Genomic DNA, 16,941 nt, shown 5'->3' on the forward strand with positions numbered 1-16,941 from the left:
CCCCACATCCCCTATATCATTCATTATTCAGATAACCATGACTTACACTCACAATCAAGAATTTAATTCTGTCATTGAAACTGATAATTCACTTCCACCTGTTAGTCGTTGGACATCCTTAGCAGGTTTATTTTTGATGGGGACTGTTATTACTAGCATTTATTTATCTTCATGGGTGAAATATAATGTCACGGTAAAAGCTGCGGCTATTGTTCGTCCCATAGGTGAAACTCGTGTGGTGCAATCAAGAATAGAAGGGACAGTTAAAAGTATTTTAGTCAAAGAAAATCAAATTGTTAAGCAAGGAGACGTAATTGCCCTTTTAGATACTGAGCAATTGCTAATTAAAAAAAGCCAATTAGAAGACAGTATTAAACAAAATACATTACAAATATTACAAATATATGCTCAAAACCGGACATTAAATTATCAAATTATAGCTGAAAAAAAAGTTATAGAAACTATCGTTAATTCTGCAAAAGAGGACTTATTAAGAAATCAAAGGGAATATCAAGAGCGAAAAATCAATACTGAAAGTGAATTAATAACAGCAGAGGTAAATATTCAAAAAGAATTAGTAGATTTAGAAAAAGCAAAAGCTGATTTAGATTTCGCAAAGTCGGATAGAGATCGTTATAAGCAGTTATCCAAAATTGGTGCAATTGGTAACAGAGAATTTGAGCAAAAACAGCTAGTTGTGCAACAGACAACCTTAACACTACAATCTGCAAAAAAAGCTGTTGATCTTGCTAAAATCAAAATTAAATCAACTCAAGCCGCGATTAATCCAACTACAGCAATGGTAAAAATGGCACAAGAACGGATTGCTCAAGAAACTGCTAGAGGTGAAGCAAATATAGCGGCTCTAAATAAAGAAAAAGAAGGCTTAATTCAGCGATTGGTAGAAATACAAACTCAAATAAAACAATCACAAAAAGAACTTCAACAACTTGAAAATCAGCGAAAAAGTAGCATTATTGTTGCCACAAGTAATGGCATTATCTTTAAACTTAATTTAAGAAATTCTGGTCAAGTTGTCCGCGCTGGCGAATCTATTGCTGAAGTTGTCCCTGATAGTGCTTCTTTAGTAATTAAAGCCATGATTCCCACGGCGGAAATTAACAAAATTGCTATTAGTCAAAAAGTGCAACTTCGTGTTGATGCTTGTCCCTATCCTGATTATGGAATTGCTAAGGGGACTGTTAAAACCATTGCTCCAGACGCAATTACACCTCAAAATAAAGATACAAATACGACAAATTCTCCTGGTATTAGCTACTTTGAAGCCACAATTCAGCCCGAAAGCAATTCATTTGGAATTAATGGTCATAAATGTCTGCTACAATCAGGAATGAACGCTACAGCCGATATTATTTCTAGAGAAGAAACAGCATTGCAATTTATGTTGAGAAAAGCTAGACTAATTGCTGATTTATAAGTAGCTAAATAGCCAGAAAACCCAGAAAACTTAAATTAATTAGCAGGTGTTTGAAAAGTCATGATTGCTGTATCAAATATTTTACCCCTCCCTAACCCTCCCCTTATAAAGGGGAGGGAACTGGATTTTTCTTGTTTCCCCCCTATAAAGGCTACTGTGTACACACAAGTTATCGAATACCCCACCCTAACCCTCCCCTTGCAAAGGGGAGGGAACTAATTTTTCCGGTTTCCCCCCAAAGCATCGGGGGGATTAAGGGGGGTAAAAATGTGATGAAAATACGGGATACCACTTTTAAAACATCCTCTTAGCGGGTGTTTGAAAAGTCATGATTGCTGGATAAAATATTTTACCCCACCCTAACCCTCCCCTTATAAAGGGGAGGGAACTAATTTTTCCGGTTTCCCCCCAAAGCATCGGGGGGATTAAGGGGGGTAAAAATGTGATAAAAATTACGGGATACCACTTTTAAAACATCCTCTTAGTAGAAACAAAGAACAGGAAAATCATGTATGTAATTAATTCTGTCGTATTATTTATTGAATAGTCCTGTAATTTGAATAAATATCTCCTAAAAATTTCTGACCCTGATATATCTACTCTGATTTTTTATTCCCATTTACCAGAATTAGAGCATCTTTACAATAGCTTTAAATTCTTAATATCAGGTAAATGCTTCTACTTAACAAAAACCTTATGTCAATTTGGCACTTTTATTTATAAGCATTTTCTATTACTTAATATCTCCTATAGTACCAGGTAATATATCTGTCAAAACTCTGATTAATCCTAAATTATTGTTAAACAAACATATTTATTATTGTTATACATCAACTTCATAATCTCAGTATTTTCTAATATTTTTCATAGGGTGAGGGGTAACACCCCCCATAGCCAATAAGTTATAACTAAGAGAATCTAGGAAAAAGTAATTAATAGTAGTAGATAGCAACCAAAATTGATCAGGTGTATAACTATTGGGATAATTATTAGATATGCAACAAATTCCATCAGAAAAATCATGTTTAAAATTCATAGTCATTGATGACCACGAGTCAGTTTTAAATGGGACAGTAGAAATTTTACGAAAAAACTATCCTGGTGCTGAATTTAATCTGGCTACAAATGCTAGTTATGCTTTTGAGCAAGTTATTAATTACCAACCTGACCTAGTAGTTATGGATCTTTCCATACCAGAGAAGCCGGAAACTACAGCGAAAGTTGATACAGGGATTCAACTGCTTAAGGTTTTGATGAAAAATTATTCCCATTTGAATCTTGTTATTCAAAGCGCCCATGTGAAAACATTGATCCGCATTCGTCCTTATATTGATAATCATAAAGGAGGCTTCACTGTCGCTGATAAAAGTCTTCCTACCCAGGAAATGTTAACTAGAGTTGATTGGGCATTACAGGGATTAACTCATACAAAAGATATCAAAGGAATTCATTCAGGTTTAGAGGTAAAACCAGAATGGTTGAAGGTGCTGAATCTAGCCTTTGAAGAAGGATTACAAGATAAAGTAATTGCTAAAAATATGTGCATATCTGAACGCATGGTACGTCATTATTGGAGTAAGTTACAAGATGCTTTAAATATTTACCCAGAAGAAGGTAAAAATATCCGTATTCAAACGGAAATGAGAGCTAGAGCCGAAGGATTAATTGATTAATCAACTAACAAATAAAGTTAGTATAAGAGGTTGTTTGAAAACTTTTTCGTGTGGGATCTGACACCCGCAGATCCCCCTAAATCCCCCTTGAAAAGGGGGACTTTGAGGAATTTAGCCCCCCTTTGTAAGGGGGGTTGGGGGGGATCTCGATTAATTCTGATACTTTTCAAACATCCTCTAATCAATAATATTTTTTCCATCATTAAGGTGTTAAGACTGGAATAAAAGCTTATGCAAACTCAATTTTGGAAGAAACTACAGGAAGAAATTTATTTTGTTTCTGTAGGCAAGTTATCAGAGGTTATCATTACTATTTTTAGTCTAGTATTGATTAGTCATTTTTTATTAACTTGGGGGTGGTCATTTTCCATGTTTCCAGCAATTTTTGTCATGGTTGTAAATGGCATCAGTATCGTGTCTTTATATCAATATAATCAAACAATTAAATCTGGAATCAAAGCTCGTCAAACCATGATTGAAACTACATTTGAAACAATTCATAATGGACCCCTGCAAAGTCTAGCTAAAATTTTAAGATTAGTTAAAGGGCAGGATTTACCAATGAATAAATTGCTGCCTATTATAGAAAAAGAACTTGAAGAATTGAACCAAGAGTTACGAGGAATATATGAATTTTGGCAACAAGAAACTCTTAATCAAGATACTAGCCTTTATTTAGGAAGTAATGTAGTTATAGATTTGCGAAACCCTTTACATGAAATTCTCTACCAAGTTTATACCTACACCTTAGAACGGGATTTTCCCTGTTTTAAAACCCTCAAACTAAAAATCCATAGTTTTGAGCCTATAGATGAAAGCAGTTTGAGTATTGAAAATAAGCGAGGACTTTGCCGATTTTTAGAAGAAGCCTTATGTAATGTTGGTAAACACGCCACCGGCATCACCTGTTTACAAGTTACTTATTCCTGGGTTGAAGATCAAGGGATTTACACTCTGAGCATTATAGATGATGGTTTAGGGATTTACCCATTAAAAGAAGGTTGGGGAACAAAACAATTTAAAAATTTAGCACAACAAATTAAAGGTAAATTTAGGCGAGTTCCCCTTTATCCTCAAGGTACTCTTTGCGAGTTATCTTGGCATTTACAAAATTCTTCATGGTGGCAATAAAAACTAGGAAAATTAGAAAATCTTGATGTTTCGCTTTTTCTTTAATAGCTGACTGTGCAAATAAGTAGGTTAACAGAAAAAATTAAAGGTATGTGAAGAAAAGTAAAATCGCCCAAAACTTCTCCCCCCTTGCCTGTTCCCATACTCCTGAATGGGCGCAGGCCCTGCGCCCCTACCTGCCTGATAGCGCAGCGTGGCGTTAGCCATACTCCTGTCCTCACAGACAACTTATTCAGCAAACCCTACTTACTGTGTCAAAATAGAGAATCAAGGATCATATTGAGCAAAAGGAAAGCTAAAAAACACCGTGCAGATTACATTCTTAGGGACGAGTTCAGGTGTACCAACAAGATCACGCAACGTTTCCAGCGTAGCGCTGAGATTGCCACAACGGGCAGAACTGTGGTTATTTGACTGTGGAGAAGGAACTCAACATCAAATTTTGCGGAGTGATTTAAAAGTTAGCCAACTATCCCGAATTTTTGTCACCCATATGCACGGTGATCATATTTTCGGCTTAATGGGATTGCTGGCTAGTTGCGGTTTAGCAGGTAATGTAGACAAAATTGATATTTATGGTCCATCGGGATTAAACGAATACTTACAAGCCGCTTCTCGTTACTCCCACACCCATTTTTCCTACCCCATTAAAGTGCATACCGTTCAGCCGGGGGTAATTTATGAAAATGATGAATTTACAGTTAGCTGTGGTCTTTTACATCACCGTATTCCTGCTTTTGGCTACAGAGTCACGGAAAAAGATAGAACCGGACGTTTTGATATAGAAAAAGCCAAAGCCTTAGAAATTCCTTCAGGTCCAATTTATGGACAACTCAAGCGCGGTGAAACAGTCACCCTGGCAGACGGAAGAGTAATCAATGGTAGTGAATTATGTGGTCCAACAGAAATTGGGCGAAAAATTGCCTATTGTACAGATACTGTTTATTGTAATGGTGCAGTGCAATTAGCAGATGATGCAGATGTGTTAATTCATGAAGCCACGTTTGCTCATCAAGATTCAGAAATGGCTTTTCAAAGGCTACATTCTACAACTACAATGGCAGCCCAAACGGCACACATTGCAGGAGTTCGTAAACTGATTATGACACATTTCAGCCCTCGTTACGCTCCAGGGAATACTATTGAATTAAAAGATTTACTTAAAGAAGCAAAAGCAATTTTTCCTAAAACAATTATGGCTCATGATTTTATGGTTTATGATGTTCCTCGCAGACGGGAAATTGAATCAAATGTGAGTGCATGATTTTGCTATAATTATCACTTATCCCTAATTTATCGCCCTCTAATTATGAGCAACATTCCCCAAATTGGCCAACCTGCACCGGATTTTTCTACCCCTGACCAAAACAATAATCTAGTGAATCTCGCTGATATAAATCAGTGGCTAGTCCTCTATTTTTATCCTAAAGATAATACACCTGGTTGCACTACAGAAGCTCAAGATTTTACAGAATTATCCTCAGAATTTACCACAGCAGGCGCAAAAATCATCGGTGTTAGTCCAGATTCTGCAACCTCCCATTGTAAATTCATAGACAAATATGATTTATCAATTACCCTATTAACTGATTCTGAACATCAATTAATAGAAGCCTATGGTGCATGGCGTTTAAAGAAGTTTATGGGTAAAGAATATATGGGGGTTGCTCGTTCAACTTTCTTGATTTCACCTGATAAAATTATTGCCTACATTTGGCCTAATGTCAAAACAAAAGGTCATGCTGAATCTGTACTCAAGAAAATCCAGGAATTAGCTGCTAATTAAACTTTTATAAGAGCATCCGGTAAGCGTAAAGCTCAGTGTCTTTAGACCTGAGATATAAGGGACACGAGGGATTTTAATCCCTGTGGTATGTTACAATCAAATTGTGAGTAAGAACAAAAAAACATCTATGTGTTGAAGCATCCTAGTACGGAGAAATCCCGGCTCATAAGAAACAACGGTTAGGTTCAAGTCCTAACAGCAGTATTCATCTCGTTCCCAGTCTCTGGCTGGGAATGAATTCTAGAAGGCTCTGCCTTCAATAATATTAGAGGCAGAGCCTCATCAATTGCATTCCTAGTCAGAGACTAGGAACGAGATATTCTCACCTTATACAATAGGAATATCAATTCCATTATTTGTATTATGGTTCAATTCATCCAAGCGCAAAATATAGGCATTGCCTATTTAGAGGCAAGATTTGATCTAGAACAAACCGACAATGAAGGATTCTTCACTGAATGGTTAGAAAATTTGCCAGAAATCTCTGATTTAGAAAAACAATATTTAGACAGAGTAAAATTGCATTTTCTCCGCTTGGTTAAACATCCTCCTTTATCGGAAGAAACAGTAAAGTTAGTAGTTTTATCTCCCTTACTCAGTTTAGCTGGATTTTATGATGAACCTTTCTTGATTAGAAGTGAATCATCAATAGAAATTGCCGTCGAAGATCAAGAAGAAGTTATCAGAGGCAGAATTGATGTTTTAGTTATCCAGCAACAATTATGGTTATTGGTAATAGAGTCGAAAAAACCTACTTTTTCCCTGTTAGAAGCCATACCTCAAGCACTTACTTATATGCTGGCTAATCCTCAACCTACAAAACCCGTGTTTGGATTAGTAATGAATGGCAGTGATTTTATTTTTCTTAAACTTTCTCAAATCAATCAACCTCAATATGCTTTGTCTGATCAATTTACACTTTTGAAGCGAGAAAACGAACTTTATCAAGTTTTCCGAATCTTAAAAAAACTAGGTCAAATTTTGAATTAAGTAGGTGAACACAATAAAACCAAACTGTGTAAAGAAACGTAAAATCGCCCAAACCCTCTTCACTCTTGCCTCTTGCCTCTTGCCTTTTGCCTTGCCATAACGACAATTTTCAACGCCAACCTACTTAATCGTCAATTAATTATGTCCAGTCGTCCTATCTACCTCGATTGTCATGCTACTACCCCCGTTGATGAAAGGGTAATGGCTGCTATGATTCCCTATTTTACAGAAAAGTTTGGTAATGCGGCTAGTATTAGTCATGTTTATGGTTGGGAATCTGAAGCTGCTGTTAAACAAACACGGGAAATTTTAGCAGACGCAATTAATGCGACACCCGAAGAAATTGTTTTTACCAGCGGTGCAACGGAAGCAAATAATCTAGCTATTAAAGGTATTGCTGAAGCTTATTTCCCAAAAGGTCAACACATTGTAACTATTAATACGGAACATAAAGCAGTTTTAGATCCTTGCGAATATTTAAAAAGTCTTGGTTTTGATATTACAATTTTGCCAGTAAAAAAAGATGGATTAATTGACTTAAATCAGTTAGAAAAAGCCTTGCGTGATGATACAATTTTAGTATCTGTGATGGCTGCAAATAATGAAATTGGGGTTTTACAACCAATAGCCGAAATTGGGGCAATGTGCTATCAACGGCAAATTATTTTTCACACAGACGCAGCCCAAGCTATTGGTAAAATCCCTTTAGATGTGGAAGCGATGAATATTGATTTAATGTCTCTTACAGCCCATAAAGTCTATGGACCGAAGGGAATTGGGGCTTTATATGTTCGCAGACGTAATCCCAGAGTGAAACTTGCTTCCCAACAACATGGGGGAGGACATGAAAGAGGAATGCGTTCTGGGACATTATATACACCGCAAATTGTCGGTTTTGGTAAAGCTGTAGAAATTGCCATAACCGAACAAGAAACAGAAAATCAACGGTTAACAGTATTAAGAGAAAGATTGTGGCAACAGTTATCTATTGTAGAGGGAATTTATATAAATGGAGATCCTCAAAAACGATTAGCAGGAAATTTAAATATTAGTGTGGAAGGTGTAGATGGTGCGGCACTTTCTTTAGGGTTACAATCAGTCGTGGCTGTGTCTTCTGGTTCTGCTTGTTCTTCTAATAATATTGCCCCTTCCTATGTGTTGAAAGCGTTGGGACATTCAGATAAATTAGCTTATGCTTCGGTGCGATTTGGGATTGGGCGATTTAATACAGTTGAGGAAATTGATCAAGTTGCCCAACAGGTAATTTCTACTGTGCAAGGTTTAAGAAGCGCGTCAGTAATGAGGGTTTGCTGAAAAGGTTTGGGCAAACCCCCTGTGGTTACCTACAGCGATTTCCAATCATATAAGGTACATCTTAGCCCCCTCATCGCACCCCCCTAAATCCCCCCGCAGCGGGGGGAAGAAAAGGATAAGCTTTTGATACTGGAGGGGGTTGGGGGTGGGGTTCTTGTTCCGGGTTTGATGACAATTTGCTGTAAATCGAATGGGGCAAGCACGGGGGCATTGCCCCTATGGAAAACTAATTATTAGAGATCATTGTTCCTAGTGCAGCTATCAACTTATCTACACTTTCAGGACGGCTATTAAAACCCATTAAACCTACACGCCAAACTTTACCGGCAAGTTCACCTAAACCGCCGCCAATCTCAATATTATGCTCAATTAATAACTGCCTAGCAACTGATTTACCATTTACTCCTTCGGGAATACAAACAGTGGTTAAAGTTGGTAATCTGTATTCTTTTTCAACGTGCATTTTTAAACCCATGTCTTCCAATCCTTCCCACAGATATTCGACATTTTTTTGGTGACGTTGCCAACAACTAGCTAAACCTTCTTCTGCTACTAAACGTAGAGCTTCCCGTAATCCATAGTATAGGTTAATTGGTGCAGTGTGGTGATATGTGCGATCGCTCCCCCAATATTTCCCCAACAATGTCATATCTAAATACCAGTTTGCCACCTTAGATTGACGCTTCTGTAGCTTCTCCATTGCCCGCCCACTCATGGTAAACGGTGACGCACCTGGAGAACAACCCAGCCCTTTTTGACTACAGCTATAAGCCAAATCAACGCCCCATTCATCCAAAAATATGGGAACACCACCTAAACTGGTAACAGTATCTACTAACAACAATGTGCCATGTTGACGACACAACTCACCCACACCATCCAAAGGTTGACGTGCGCCGGTGGAAGTTTCGGCATGAACTAAAGCCAAAATTGCCGGTTTATGGGTAGCAACTGCGGCACTGATTTCCTCTAAATTGAAAACTTGTCCCCAGGGTTTAGTAATAGTTCGCACATCTGCCCCATATCTACCCGCCATATCTACCAAGCGATTACCAAAATAACCAGCTACCCCAATTAATACGACATCACCCGGTTCTACAGAATTAGCTAACGTGGCTTCCATAGCGGCTGTACCCGTGCCACTGACAGCAATAGTATGGGGGTTTTCTGTTTGCCATGCGTAACGCAACAGAGATTGAATCTCATCCATGAGGTTTAAAAAAGCCGGATCTAAATGCCCTACAGGTGTGGTATTCATCGCCTGTAATATGGCTGGATGGACGTTAGAAGGACCTGGACCCAATAGGAGACGGTGGGGAATATTTAGAGGTTCAAGTCCTAACCGCTGACTGTCGTTAATGGAAATGGTAGATGTCATAAACTTAATTTATCTGAGATTAAATGGGAATCAATCGCATGATATAGCGGTATGTAGTCAATGTATATGCCGAAGTGCGACTAATTAATCAAACATCATATTTTTTCCGCACCATTCAAATATAGCGGCATCTAAGTAGGGCTTGCTGAATAAGTTGTCTGTGAGGGCTAGAAGTATGACTAACCCCACGCTACGCCTGATGCCTCCGGCTCCCGCAGGCATACGGCACACTACGTGAACGCTATCAGGAGGTAGGGGCGCAGGGCCTGCGCCCACTCAGGAGTATGGCTAACGCCACGCTATGCTATCAGCAAACCCTAAGTAGGTGAACACCAAAAAATAAATTACCCAATTTTGTGGGATGGGCATACTATGGCTAACGCCACGCTACGCTATCGACAAGCTCAGCACAAGTCCTGCCCGTCCTTGATGATTAGCAGGCAATTCGTCCCGCACCACAAGAAATTTTTGGGTATTTTTTTAATTGGAAGTCCCTAAGTAGGTGAACACAATAAAACCAAACTGTGTAAAGAAACGTAAAATCACTCAAAACTCTCTTCCTGTTCCCTGTTCCCTGTTCCCTGTTCCCTGCCCTCACAGGCAACTTTTTCAGCAAACCCTACTTAACTTTGACATTGAGAACAGAAATGACTAGAACGCCCACCTAACTTAATTCGCCCGATCACATTACCACAAACCTTACAAGGTTCTCCAGTGCGGTTATAAACCCAGGCTTCACCGCCATAATTACCGTTAACACCTTTAACACTCAAGAAATTACTAAAAGTCGTTCCACCTACCGCAATACTCGCTGATAAAACTTGAATAATTGCCGTTCGTAAAAGTTCAATTTGGGGAAGTTGTAATTCTGTACAGAGAGTAGTTGGTAAAATCCCACTTTTAAATAAAGCTTCATCTGCATAAATATTACCTAATCCTGCCACCATTGACTGATCTAATAATCCAGTTTTAATAGGACGACGGGATTTTTTTAATTTATCGGCAAAATACGCCACAGTGAACTCTGGGGAAAAGGGGTCAACTGCCAATTTTGCCAAACCTGTAATAATACTTTCTACAGCTACATCACCAGGAACATACCACATTTGCCCGAAGGTGCGCTGGTCAACAAAGCGTAATTCTTGCTTTTCCCCAAAAAATAACCTGACTCTGGTGTGTTTGTGTAAAGGTTGATCTTGGGTTAACCAAAGTAACTGACCGGTCATGCGGAGGTGAACTCCTAAATAACTGGGAGAAGATGAGGAAAGTTCAGCTAAGAGATATTTACCACGACGATGCCAGGTAGCAATAGTATTCCCTTTAACTTTATCAATAAATTCATCAACAGAAAACGGGTAGGCAATGGTACGTTGTAGCAACACATCCCCTCCCGTCACTTCTTGACTCAGGGTTAATTGATTCAAACCCCGGCGGACTGTTTCAACTTCAGGCAGTTCAGGCATTCAAGCAAATAATATTTTTAGGGGAAGGTATGGTCAAACAGAGGAAATTGATCAAGCTGTTGACGTTGATATCTCCTCCTATTATTCCATTAAACAATCCCCTTGATGCTTGACTATTTATTTGGCTGCGGCTTTGGGTTTAGGTGCTTCCACCTCAATTAATTCATCTACAGCAAAGTTGTTGGTGTTGAGATCAGAGTAGTTAACTTTGTCAAAGCGAACAATTACAGGGTATTTGATGGCGCTTTTGTCAACAGAAACCACTGTACCAAGATCCTGAAACCAGTAGGACTCAGGGCGGAGAACACGTACTTTAGAACCACGTTGAACCATGATGGATCTTCCCTTTTGAAGTATGAATTGCCGTTAAAGTAGGGCTGATTGTTTTCACTCTACAACCTCAAGGTATTTGCTTGTGGTTTTGTTAAGTTATTTGTCAAATTGCTGGGTTCTCATGGGTAATGAGTTGTTAATCTTCTCTTTGACTTCTTGACAAACTACCCATAATAGGGTAAGTTCATTCCCAAACACTCCTGGCAAAATGTTCTATGTCTTACTTAATACAAAAACACTACCTTCGTTCCCCCTACCTATACGGAGATCATTATCTATATAAGTAATATCTAGCCAACCTTGTTGTTGTTCACTTTGAATGGGAAAATCAAAAGCGGTAAATTTTTTGCCTAATTCAATTTGTTGGATGAAGTTTCCCGGTGTCGTATAGCCAATTAGGCTTTGTAAACCAATTATAGAACGCTGGAATTTTACTTGCACACGCTGTTGGGATACTGGTTCAAATTTAGCAGCAACGCTAACTACTCCTGCGAACAAAGGAATGCCATAAATCTCAGCTATGTTATAAACACTGTTGCTTTCTACCCGAATACATTGGTAAATTTGACCAAGTTTACAAAAGGGTAAACGATCTATGTTTAATAAGGCTTTGCTTGTGGTGTATAGTAGTCGCCAGTCACCTTCTAGTAAATTACTAGCTGCTAATGGTCGTGGCGTGGGATTAAAGTCTTCTAGGTTAGCGATCGCTGCTAAAATAGCTTGTTGTTGTGGCTGACTTGCTAATAAACCGCGATTAGTGCCAACAATTAGATCAATAAGAGTTGATTTGCCTATCATTACCCAATGCCTCAAGAGAGTTTACATGATGAAATAGCATTAATAAAATATTAATGTCCTTTGTCTATAACCAGACAATTCATGAATAATGCCTTTTTGACTACCGTTCGGTAATTAAATGAAAATTTTCTTTGATTCGGATTCAGCAGTTAAAGACCTGTATGAAGGAATAAATTAACTCGTATCAAGTCAGTATGATAGACTCTTAGTGTCTAGTTATATAAACCCTCGTGTGTGATTGTTAATATGTTAGATTCTCCCCTCCGTGAAGCCCCCCGAAACCAGCGAGCATCAGTTATTCCCTTAAAACAAGAGTCCTCTATGTTGGACTGGTTGCGGCTGAGTGGCAGATTGATAGCCCGTGATATCCATGACACCGACTCGCGGGAAGATGTAGAAGTAATATCCGATTTTCTGGGCGCAGACGACGGAATTGGTGATATTGATTATGATGATGACGATGATACACCTGTTGATGATGACTAGCACCGCAGGGCGGAAGTCAAAAGTCAAAAATCAAAAGTCAAAAGTAATATTAAGCAAGCTTTTTGGCGATTGAGAATGGTTAGTTTATTGAGGCGGTGCTGTACTAGTTCCCAAAATACTGCGAACTATCAGCTAAAAACAGTCTCTATGGTTTTATTTAGGTTTTTTAAAGTGTGGAGTGAAGGGAATTTTTTTTGTGGACGCTAAATTATCTCCTAACCAAAGTTTGAATTTTTCGGGAATTGGCTTGGCTTCCTTGCTGGCCTTGGTACTGAGTGCAACAGCCTTGATTTTCGATAGCATGGGGCATAGAACCCCTTGGTATCCTATTTCCCTCACCCTACCTTTTTTATTGACTGCTGTGGGTGTGACAATTCTGGGACAGTGGGTGATTCCTCTGTTACAAAGGCTGAAAACGGGGCAGATTATCCGGGAAGATGGACCCCAGGCACATCTCAAAAAGGCAGGAACACCAACTATGGGAGGTATATTTTTTATCCCTGTAGCGGTGATAATTGCTTGTATATTGGCGGATTTTTCTGAAAATGTCCTGGCGGTTTCGGCTTTAACTCTCAGCTACGGTTTCATTGGTTGGATAGACGACTGGCAAATTTTACGTCGGAAGTCTAACAAGGGAATTTCTCCGAAGATGAAGTTAGCTTTGCAAGTTATCTTTGGGGCTGTATTTTGCGCCTGGTTGATGTTTAAAGGTGACTTTAGTATAACTAATATCCATTTACCTTGGGTGGGTTTATCCTTACCTTTGGGACTGTTGTTCTGGCCTGTAGCCGGATTTGTCCTGGTTGCAGAGAGCAATGCTACTAATTTAACAGATGGGATTGATGGTTTAGCAGCGGGAACAGTGGCGATCGCTATTTTCGCATTAGGTGTGATTATTGCGCCAACTTCTCCCGACTTGATGGTTTTCTGTGCTGCTGTCAGCGGTAGCTGCTTGGGCTTTTTAGCCTACAATCGCAACCCGGCTAGTGTTTTCATGGGTGACACCGGTTCTTTAGCCCTGGGTGGCGCTTTAGCTGCGGTTGCACTGTTAACTAATACCTTAGTAGTCTTGTTTATCTTGAGTGGGATTTTCTTTGTCGAAACTCTCTCTGTGATGGCACAAGTTGGTTATTATAAAGCGACAAAAGGACCAGATGGCAAAGGTAAGCGATTATTTAAAATGGCACCTTTACATCATCATTTAGAATTAACTGGTTGGTCAGAATTGCAAGTAGTGGCTGTGTTTTATATTATCGCCGCTTTTCTAGCTTCCGTTTGTATTATGTCCATAAAATAATCAGTTTTGTTTTAATCATCAGATTTTTCACAAATAAAAATTCACAACCTCCAAATTTGGGGGTTGTTTTTGTTTTGAGATTGGGGGTTCTGTCCAGAACGTAAATTACCCCAATTCCCAATACTCAAATTGTCATTTACATCCTTGAATTTGGAGTTTAAGTAAGAGGTTATTTGAAAACTTTTTCCTGTGGGATCTGATCCCCCTAAATCCCCCTTGGAAAGGGGGACTTTGAGGAATTTAGCCCCCCTTTGTAAGGGGGGTTGGGGGGATCTCGATTAATTCTGATACTTTTCAAACATCCTCTTAATTACCAGATTGGATTTGTGGATTTTTCAGATGTGGATTTTTCCAGTCTAAAGGATTTAATTATGGTGTCTTCCACAGTTTTCGCAAACTCTGGATAGGATTTATCTTCAGCGCGATAGGTGAGAATATAGGCTTTTTTACCATTAACAATCCATACTTGCATTTCTTGGAAATTTACCTTGTGGATATTATCTCTGCTCTCATAAACTACTTGATGACCTTGTGTTTCACCAAGTTGTATTCGTCCAGATTTGATAATTTTCGCATTTTGTCCTAATGCTTCAATTTGTCCGATAGAAAACTTAGTATAATCTTCCAAAGACTCCGACTGGAATAACTCATCTATAGTGATAAAAAATTCTGGAGTTAGAGAAGATGAAATCGTATTTTTCGGGATAATTCGCGTTAATTTATCTATTACTGGTGTTTCTTGCCAATTTTTAGGATATTTAAATTTAACCCCAGCTTTTGCATATTCTACTACTTTAATTGGTGGTTGCAAATAAATATTAATACCCATCACACCAATAGTTATTAAAGTTATTAAAAAAGCCGATTTTATGAGTAAAAATTTTAAATTGTGAGATGGTTTATTGATGGGCTTTGTATTATTATTATTATTATTGACTGAATGATCTGGTTGTGTGGTTATTTGAGATTCATTTACAGCCGTCATAACTTCTGCTGCTGATTGAAACCGGTGTCTAGGGTTAATCTTGAGCATTTTATCTAAAATATTAGCTAGAGAAGGGCTAATAATTAGCCTAGCTTGTTGTCGCCAATTTCGGTAATTATTGTCAAGGTAATCAACAGGAGTTGTACCTGTGAGTAACTCCAGACAAGTAACAGCTAAACTATATAAATCACTAGACGGATAAATTTCTCCTATTCTTCCTTCTTCAGGTCTTTGTTCAGGAGAAGCGTACACTTTTGTAAAAATAGGTACAGATTTTTTTATATTTGTTTCACCAGAAACAACTTGTTTAACCGCGCCAAAATCAATTAAAAATAGTTTTTGTGTTGCTGTTTCTCTAACAATATTACTGGGTTTAATATCTCGATGGATAGAATTTTGGTCATGAATAAATTGTAAAATCGGTAAAATTTGCTTTAAAAAATCTAAAATATCTGTTTCGGAAAAACGAACTTTTCTTCTGAGTTCCTGAGACAGATCTTCACCTTGGATATATTGTTGTACTGAATATTTAAACTCAAGTTCTTCTTGTTGACCAAAAGCGGGAGCGGTCAGGGAAAAATAATCATATAATGTGGGAATATTCCCGTTATTGTCACCTAAAAATTCTAAAACCTGAGCTTCTCGATCAAAAGCTGCTTTGATTGCTTCAACAATTTTGTCAGCAATTTCCGGGTTGTCATTAATATTCAATCGTTTGATTACACATTGACGCTGATTCACAGAATCTAAATCAATAGCTTGAAAAGTAGCACCAAATCCTCCTTTTCCCAGAGGTTTAATAGTTTGATAATGTCCTTTTCTCCCCTTTAATATTAGGGGCATTCCACAAGCTTGACAGAATATTTCCGAGGTAGTATTAGAATCTGGAGAGTCGGGAAAACGGTTTTCTGGACTAGGGCAGTGCGGTCTGGTACAATAGTACATGATAGATAAAATAGTACATGATATAGTTACAGTGTTGATCCATTAACCAAAAATAGGTATTTATATAAGTCTGTTCACTTCACCTATTAAACAGGATTGTATCATAAAGTTAACTTCTGGGTAAACGCCTTAATCTTTGATAAGAATTAGTATATAATCAGTTAGGGGCGTGCATATTCTTACGCCAAGTATAAAGTTTAGATAACATAAATCTAGTTAAATACTACCATAATCACCAAAATTCAGTAATCAAAGGTCAAGCATTATGCAACTACCAGCATTAACTAGTGTCTTAGCATTCACCGCATTGACAGTTACCCTTAGTGTTAACCCTGGTTTGAGTCAAGAGATTCCCAAGCAAGAAGTTAGTTTTGCTTGTCGTTCAATTTCTTACAAAAGTAATACGGAAAGAGTTCCCACTACCATGGCCTTCGTTCCCGACAAAAAACCTGAGCCTTATGTACCCATTATTGCTTGGAAATCTGACTCTTTTCCCAGTAGCGAATGGACTCCTAAAAAACGCTGTGAACAAGTAAGTAAAAAATTCCAGCAATTTCACCAACAAGGCCGATTAGATTATTTAACTACCGGTAAGTTGAATGGTTTGGGAGTTATCTGTGCGGCTAAACCTGGTGAATGCAATAAAAACAATATTTTATTTAGTGTCAGGCCAGGTGTAAACCCCACTACAGTTTTAGCTGAACTTGAGGATATCAGAGAAGGTAGAACTTCAGACCTGACTTGGCAAAATTCAGTATTTTCACCTGAATTTTGCCAAGTCAGGTCTGAAGTTTTACCTTCTCTGATATCCTCAATTTCTGCTAAAACTGTAGTGGGGTTTTCACCTGGCCTGACACTCAATAAAATATTATTTTTATTGCATTCACCTGGTTTAGCCGCACACATAACTACCAAACCATTCAA

At 38.3% G+C, this 16,941-nt stretch carries 15 protein-coding genes and 1 pseudogene; 10 read left to right on the forward strand and 6 right to left on the reverse strand.

The features are described 5' to 3' along the window. Nucleotides 1-37: 37 nt before the first annotated feature. The 7 genes from AN486_RS23040 to AN486_RS23070 all read left to right on the forward strand — a co-directional run bounded on the left by AN486_RS23040 (nucleotide 38) and on the right by AN486_RS23070 (nucleotide 8,332). On the forward strand, nucleotides 38-1,438 hold the full coding sequence (locus AN486_RS23040; protein ID WP_290602708.1) for an HlyD family efflux transporter periplasmic adaptor subunit: 1,401 nt from the start codon (nucleotides 38-40) through the stop codon (nucleotides 1,436-1,438). Between the two features lie 995 nt (nucleotides 1,439-2,433). Continuing rightward, complete coding sequence (locus AN486_RS23045) at nucleotides 2,434-3,111, forward strand: response regulator (RefSeq protein WP_053539459.1); 678 nt, start codon at nucleotides 2,434-2,436, stop codon at nucleotides 3,109-3,111. Between the two features lie 231 nt (nucleotides 3,112-3,342). Further along, nucleotides 3,343-4,242 (forward strand): histidine kinase, encoded by a 900-nt coding sequence (locus AN486_RS23050; protein WP_053539460.1) that lies wholly within the window; start codon nucleotides 3,343-3,345, stop codon nucleotides 4,240-4,242. Nucleotides 4,243-4,549: 307 nt separating this feature from the next. Next, nucleotides 4,550-5,506 (forward strand): ribonuclease Z, encoded by a 957-nt coding sequence (locus AN486_RS23055; RefSeq protein ID WP_053539461.1) that lies wholly within the window; start codon nucleotides 4,550-4,552, stop codon nucleotides 5,504-5,506. A 45-nt stretch (nucleotides 5,507-5,551) separates the two neighbouring features. Further along, the gene (gene bcp, locus AN486_RS23060; protein WP_053539462.1) at nucleotides 5,552-6,028 is read left to right on the forward strand and encodes a thioredoxin-dependent thiol peroxidase; all 477 of its coding nucleotides are present in this window, start codon (nucleotides 5,552-5,554) and stop codon (nucleotides 6,026-6,028) included. A gap of 363 nt (nucleotides 6,029-6,391) precedes the next feature. After that, complete coding sequence (locus AN486_RS23065; protein WP_053539463.1) at nucleotides 6,392-7,018, forward strand: type I restriction endonuclease; 627 nt, start codon at nucleotides 6,392-6,394, stop codon at nucleotides 7,016-7,018. Between the two features lie 141 nt (nucleotides 7,019-7,159). Beyond that, nucleotides 7,160-8,332, forward strand: a complete 1,173-nt coding sequence (locus tag AN486_RS23070) for an IscS subfamily cysteine desulfurase (RefSeq protein ID WP_290602709.1) — start codon at nucleotides 7,160-7,162, stop codon at nucleotides 8,330-8,332. 226 nt (nucleotides 8,333-8,558) lie between these two features. Here AN486_RS23070 and AN486_RS23075 read toward each other — a convergent pair whose 3' ends face one another. From AN486_RS23075 to AN486_RS23090, 4 genes are all read right to left on the reverse strand, one after another. After that, nucleotides 8,559-9,710: an alanine--glyoxylate aminotransferase family protein gene (locus AN486_RS23075; protein WP_053539464.1), complete on the reverse strand. Its 1,152-nt coding sequence runs from the start codon at nucleotides 9,708-9,710 to the stop codon at nucleotides 8,559-8,561. Between the two features lie 623 nt (nucleotides 9,711-10,333). After that, the gene (locus tag AN486_RS23080; RefSeq protein ID WP_053539466.1) at nucleotides 10,334-11,173 is read right to left on the reverse strand and encodes a DNA-formamidopyrimidine glycosylase; all 840 of its coding nucleotides are present in this window, start codon (nucleotides 11,171-11,173) and stop codon (nucleotides 10,334-10,336) included. Between the two features lie 117 nt (nucleotides 11,174-11,290). After that, nucleotides 11,291-11,506, reverse strand: coding sequence for a photosystem I reaction center subunit IV (locus AN486_RS23085; protein ID WP_168635623.1), 216 nt, complete (start codon nucleotides 11,504-11,506; stop codon nucleotides 11,291-11,293). 213 nt (nucleotides 11,507-11,719) lie between these two features. Continuing rightward, nucleotides 11,720-12,304 carry a PAP/fibrillin family protein gene (locus tag AN486_RS23090; RefSeq protein WP_027400976.1) on the reverse strand — a complete coding sequence of 195 codons (585 nt, stop codon included), beginning with the start codon at nucleotides 12,302-12,304 and terminating at the stop codon, nucleotides 11,720-11,722. 246 nt (nucleotides 12,305-12,550) lie between these two features. Between AN486_RS23090 and AN486_RS23095 the strand changes: the two genes are divergently transcribed. Further along, complete coding sequence (locus tag AN486_RS23095; protein ID WP_027400977.1) at nucleotides 12,551-12,790, forward strand: DUF3134 domain-containing protein; 240 nt, start codon at nucleotides 12,551-12,553, stop codon at nucleotides 12,788-12,790. A 196-nt stretch (nucleotides 12,791-12,986) separates the two neighbouring features. Continuing rightward, a complete protein-coding gene (gene mraY / locus AN486_RS23100; protein WP_290602704.1) occupies nucleotides 12,987-14,087 on the forward strand; it encodes a phospho-N-acetylmuramoyl-pentapeptide-transferase in 1,101 nt (366 codons plus the stop codon). Between the two features lie 310 nt (nucleotides 14,088-14,397). On the opposite strand, the gene AN486_RS23105 is transcribed toward mraY, so the two are convergent. Beyond that, entirely contained in the window at nucleotides 14,398-16,017 is a 1,620-nt protein-coding gene (locus AN486_RS23105) for a serine/threonine-protein kinase (protein ID WP_290602706.1), read from the reverse strand. A 424-nt stretch (nucleotides 16,018-16,441) separates the two neighbouring features. Here AN486_RS23105 and AN486_RS26750 point away from each other — a divergent pair. Beyond that, nucleotides 16,442-16,696 (forward strand): annotated as a pseudogene (locus AN486_RS26750) (COP23 domain-containing protein); the annotation flags it as partial. On the opposite strand, the gene AN486_RS26755 reads toward AN486_RS26750, so the two are convergent. Further along, nucleotides 16,594-16,923: a COP23 domain-containing protein gene (locus tag AN486_RS26755; RefSeq protein ID WP_367142459.1), complete on the reverse strand. Its 330-nt coding sequence runs from the start codon at nucleotides 16,921-16,923 to the stop codon at nucleotides 16,594-16,596. The pseudogene AN486_RS26750 and the gene AN486_RS26755 overlap by 103 nt on opposite strands. Nucleotides 16,924-16,941: the final 18 nt, after the last annotated feature.

It is taken from the genome of Anabaena sp. AL93 (genome assembly GCF_001672085.1).
GTDB lineage: Bacteria > Cyanobacteriota > Cyanobacteriia > Cyanobacteriales > Nostocaceae > Dolichospermum > Dolichospermum heterosporum.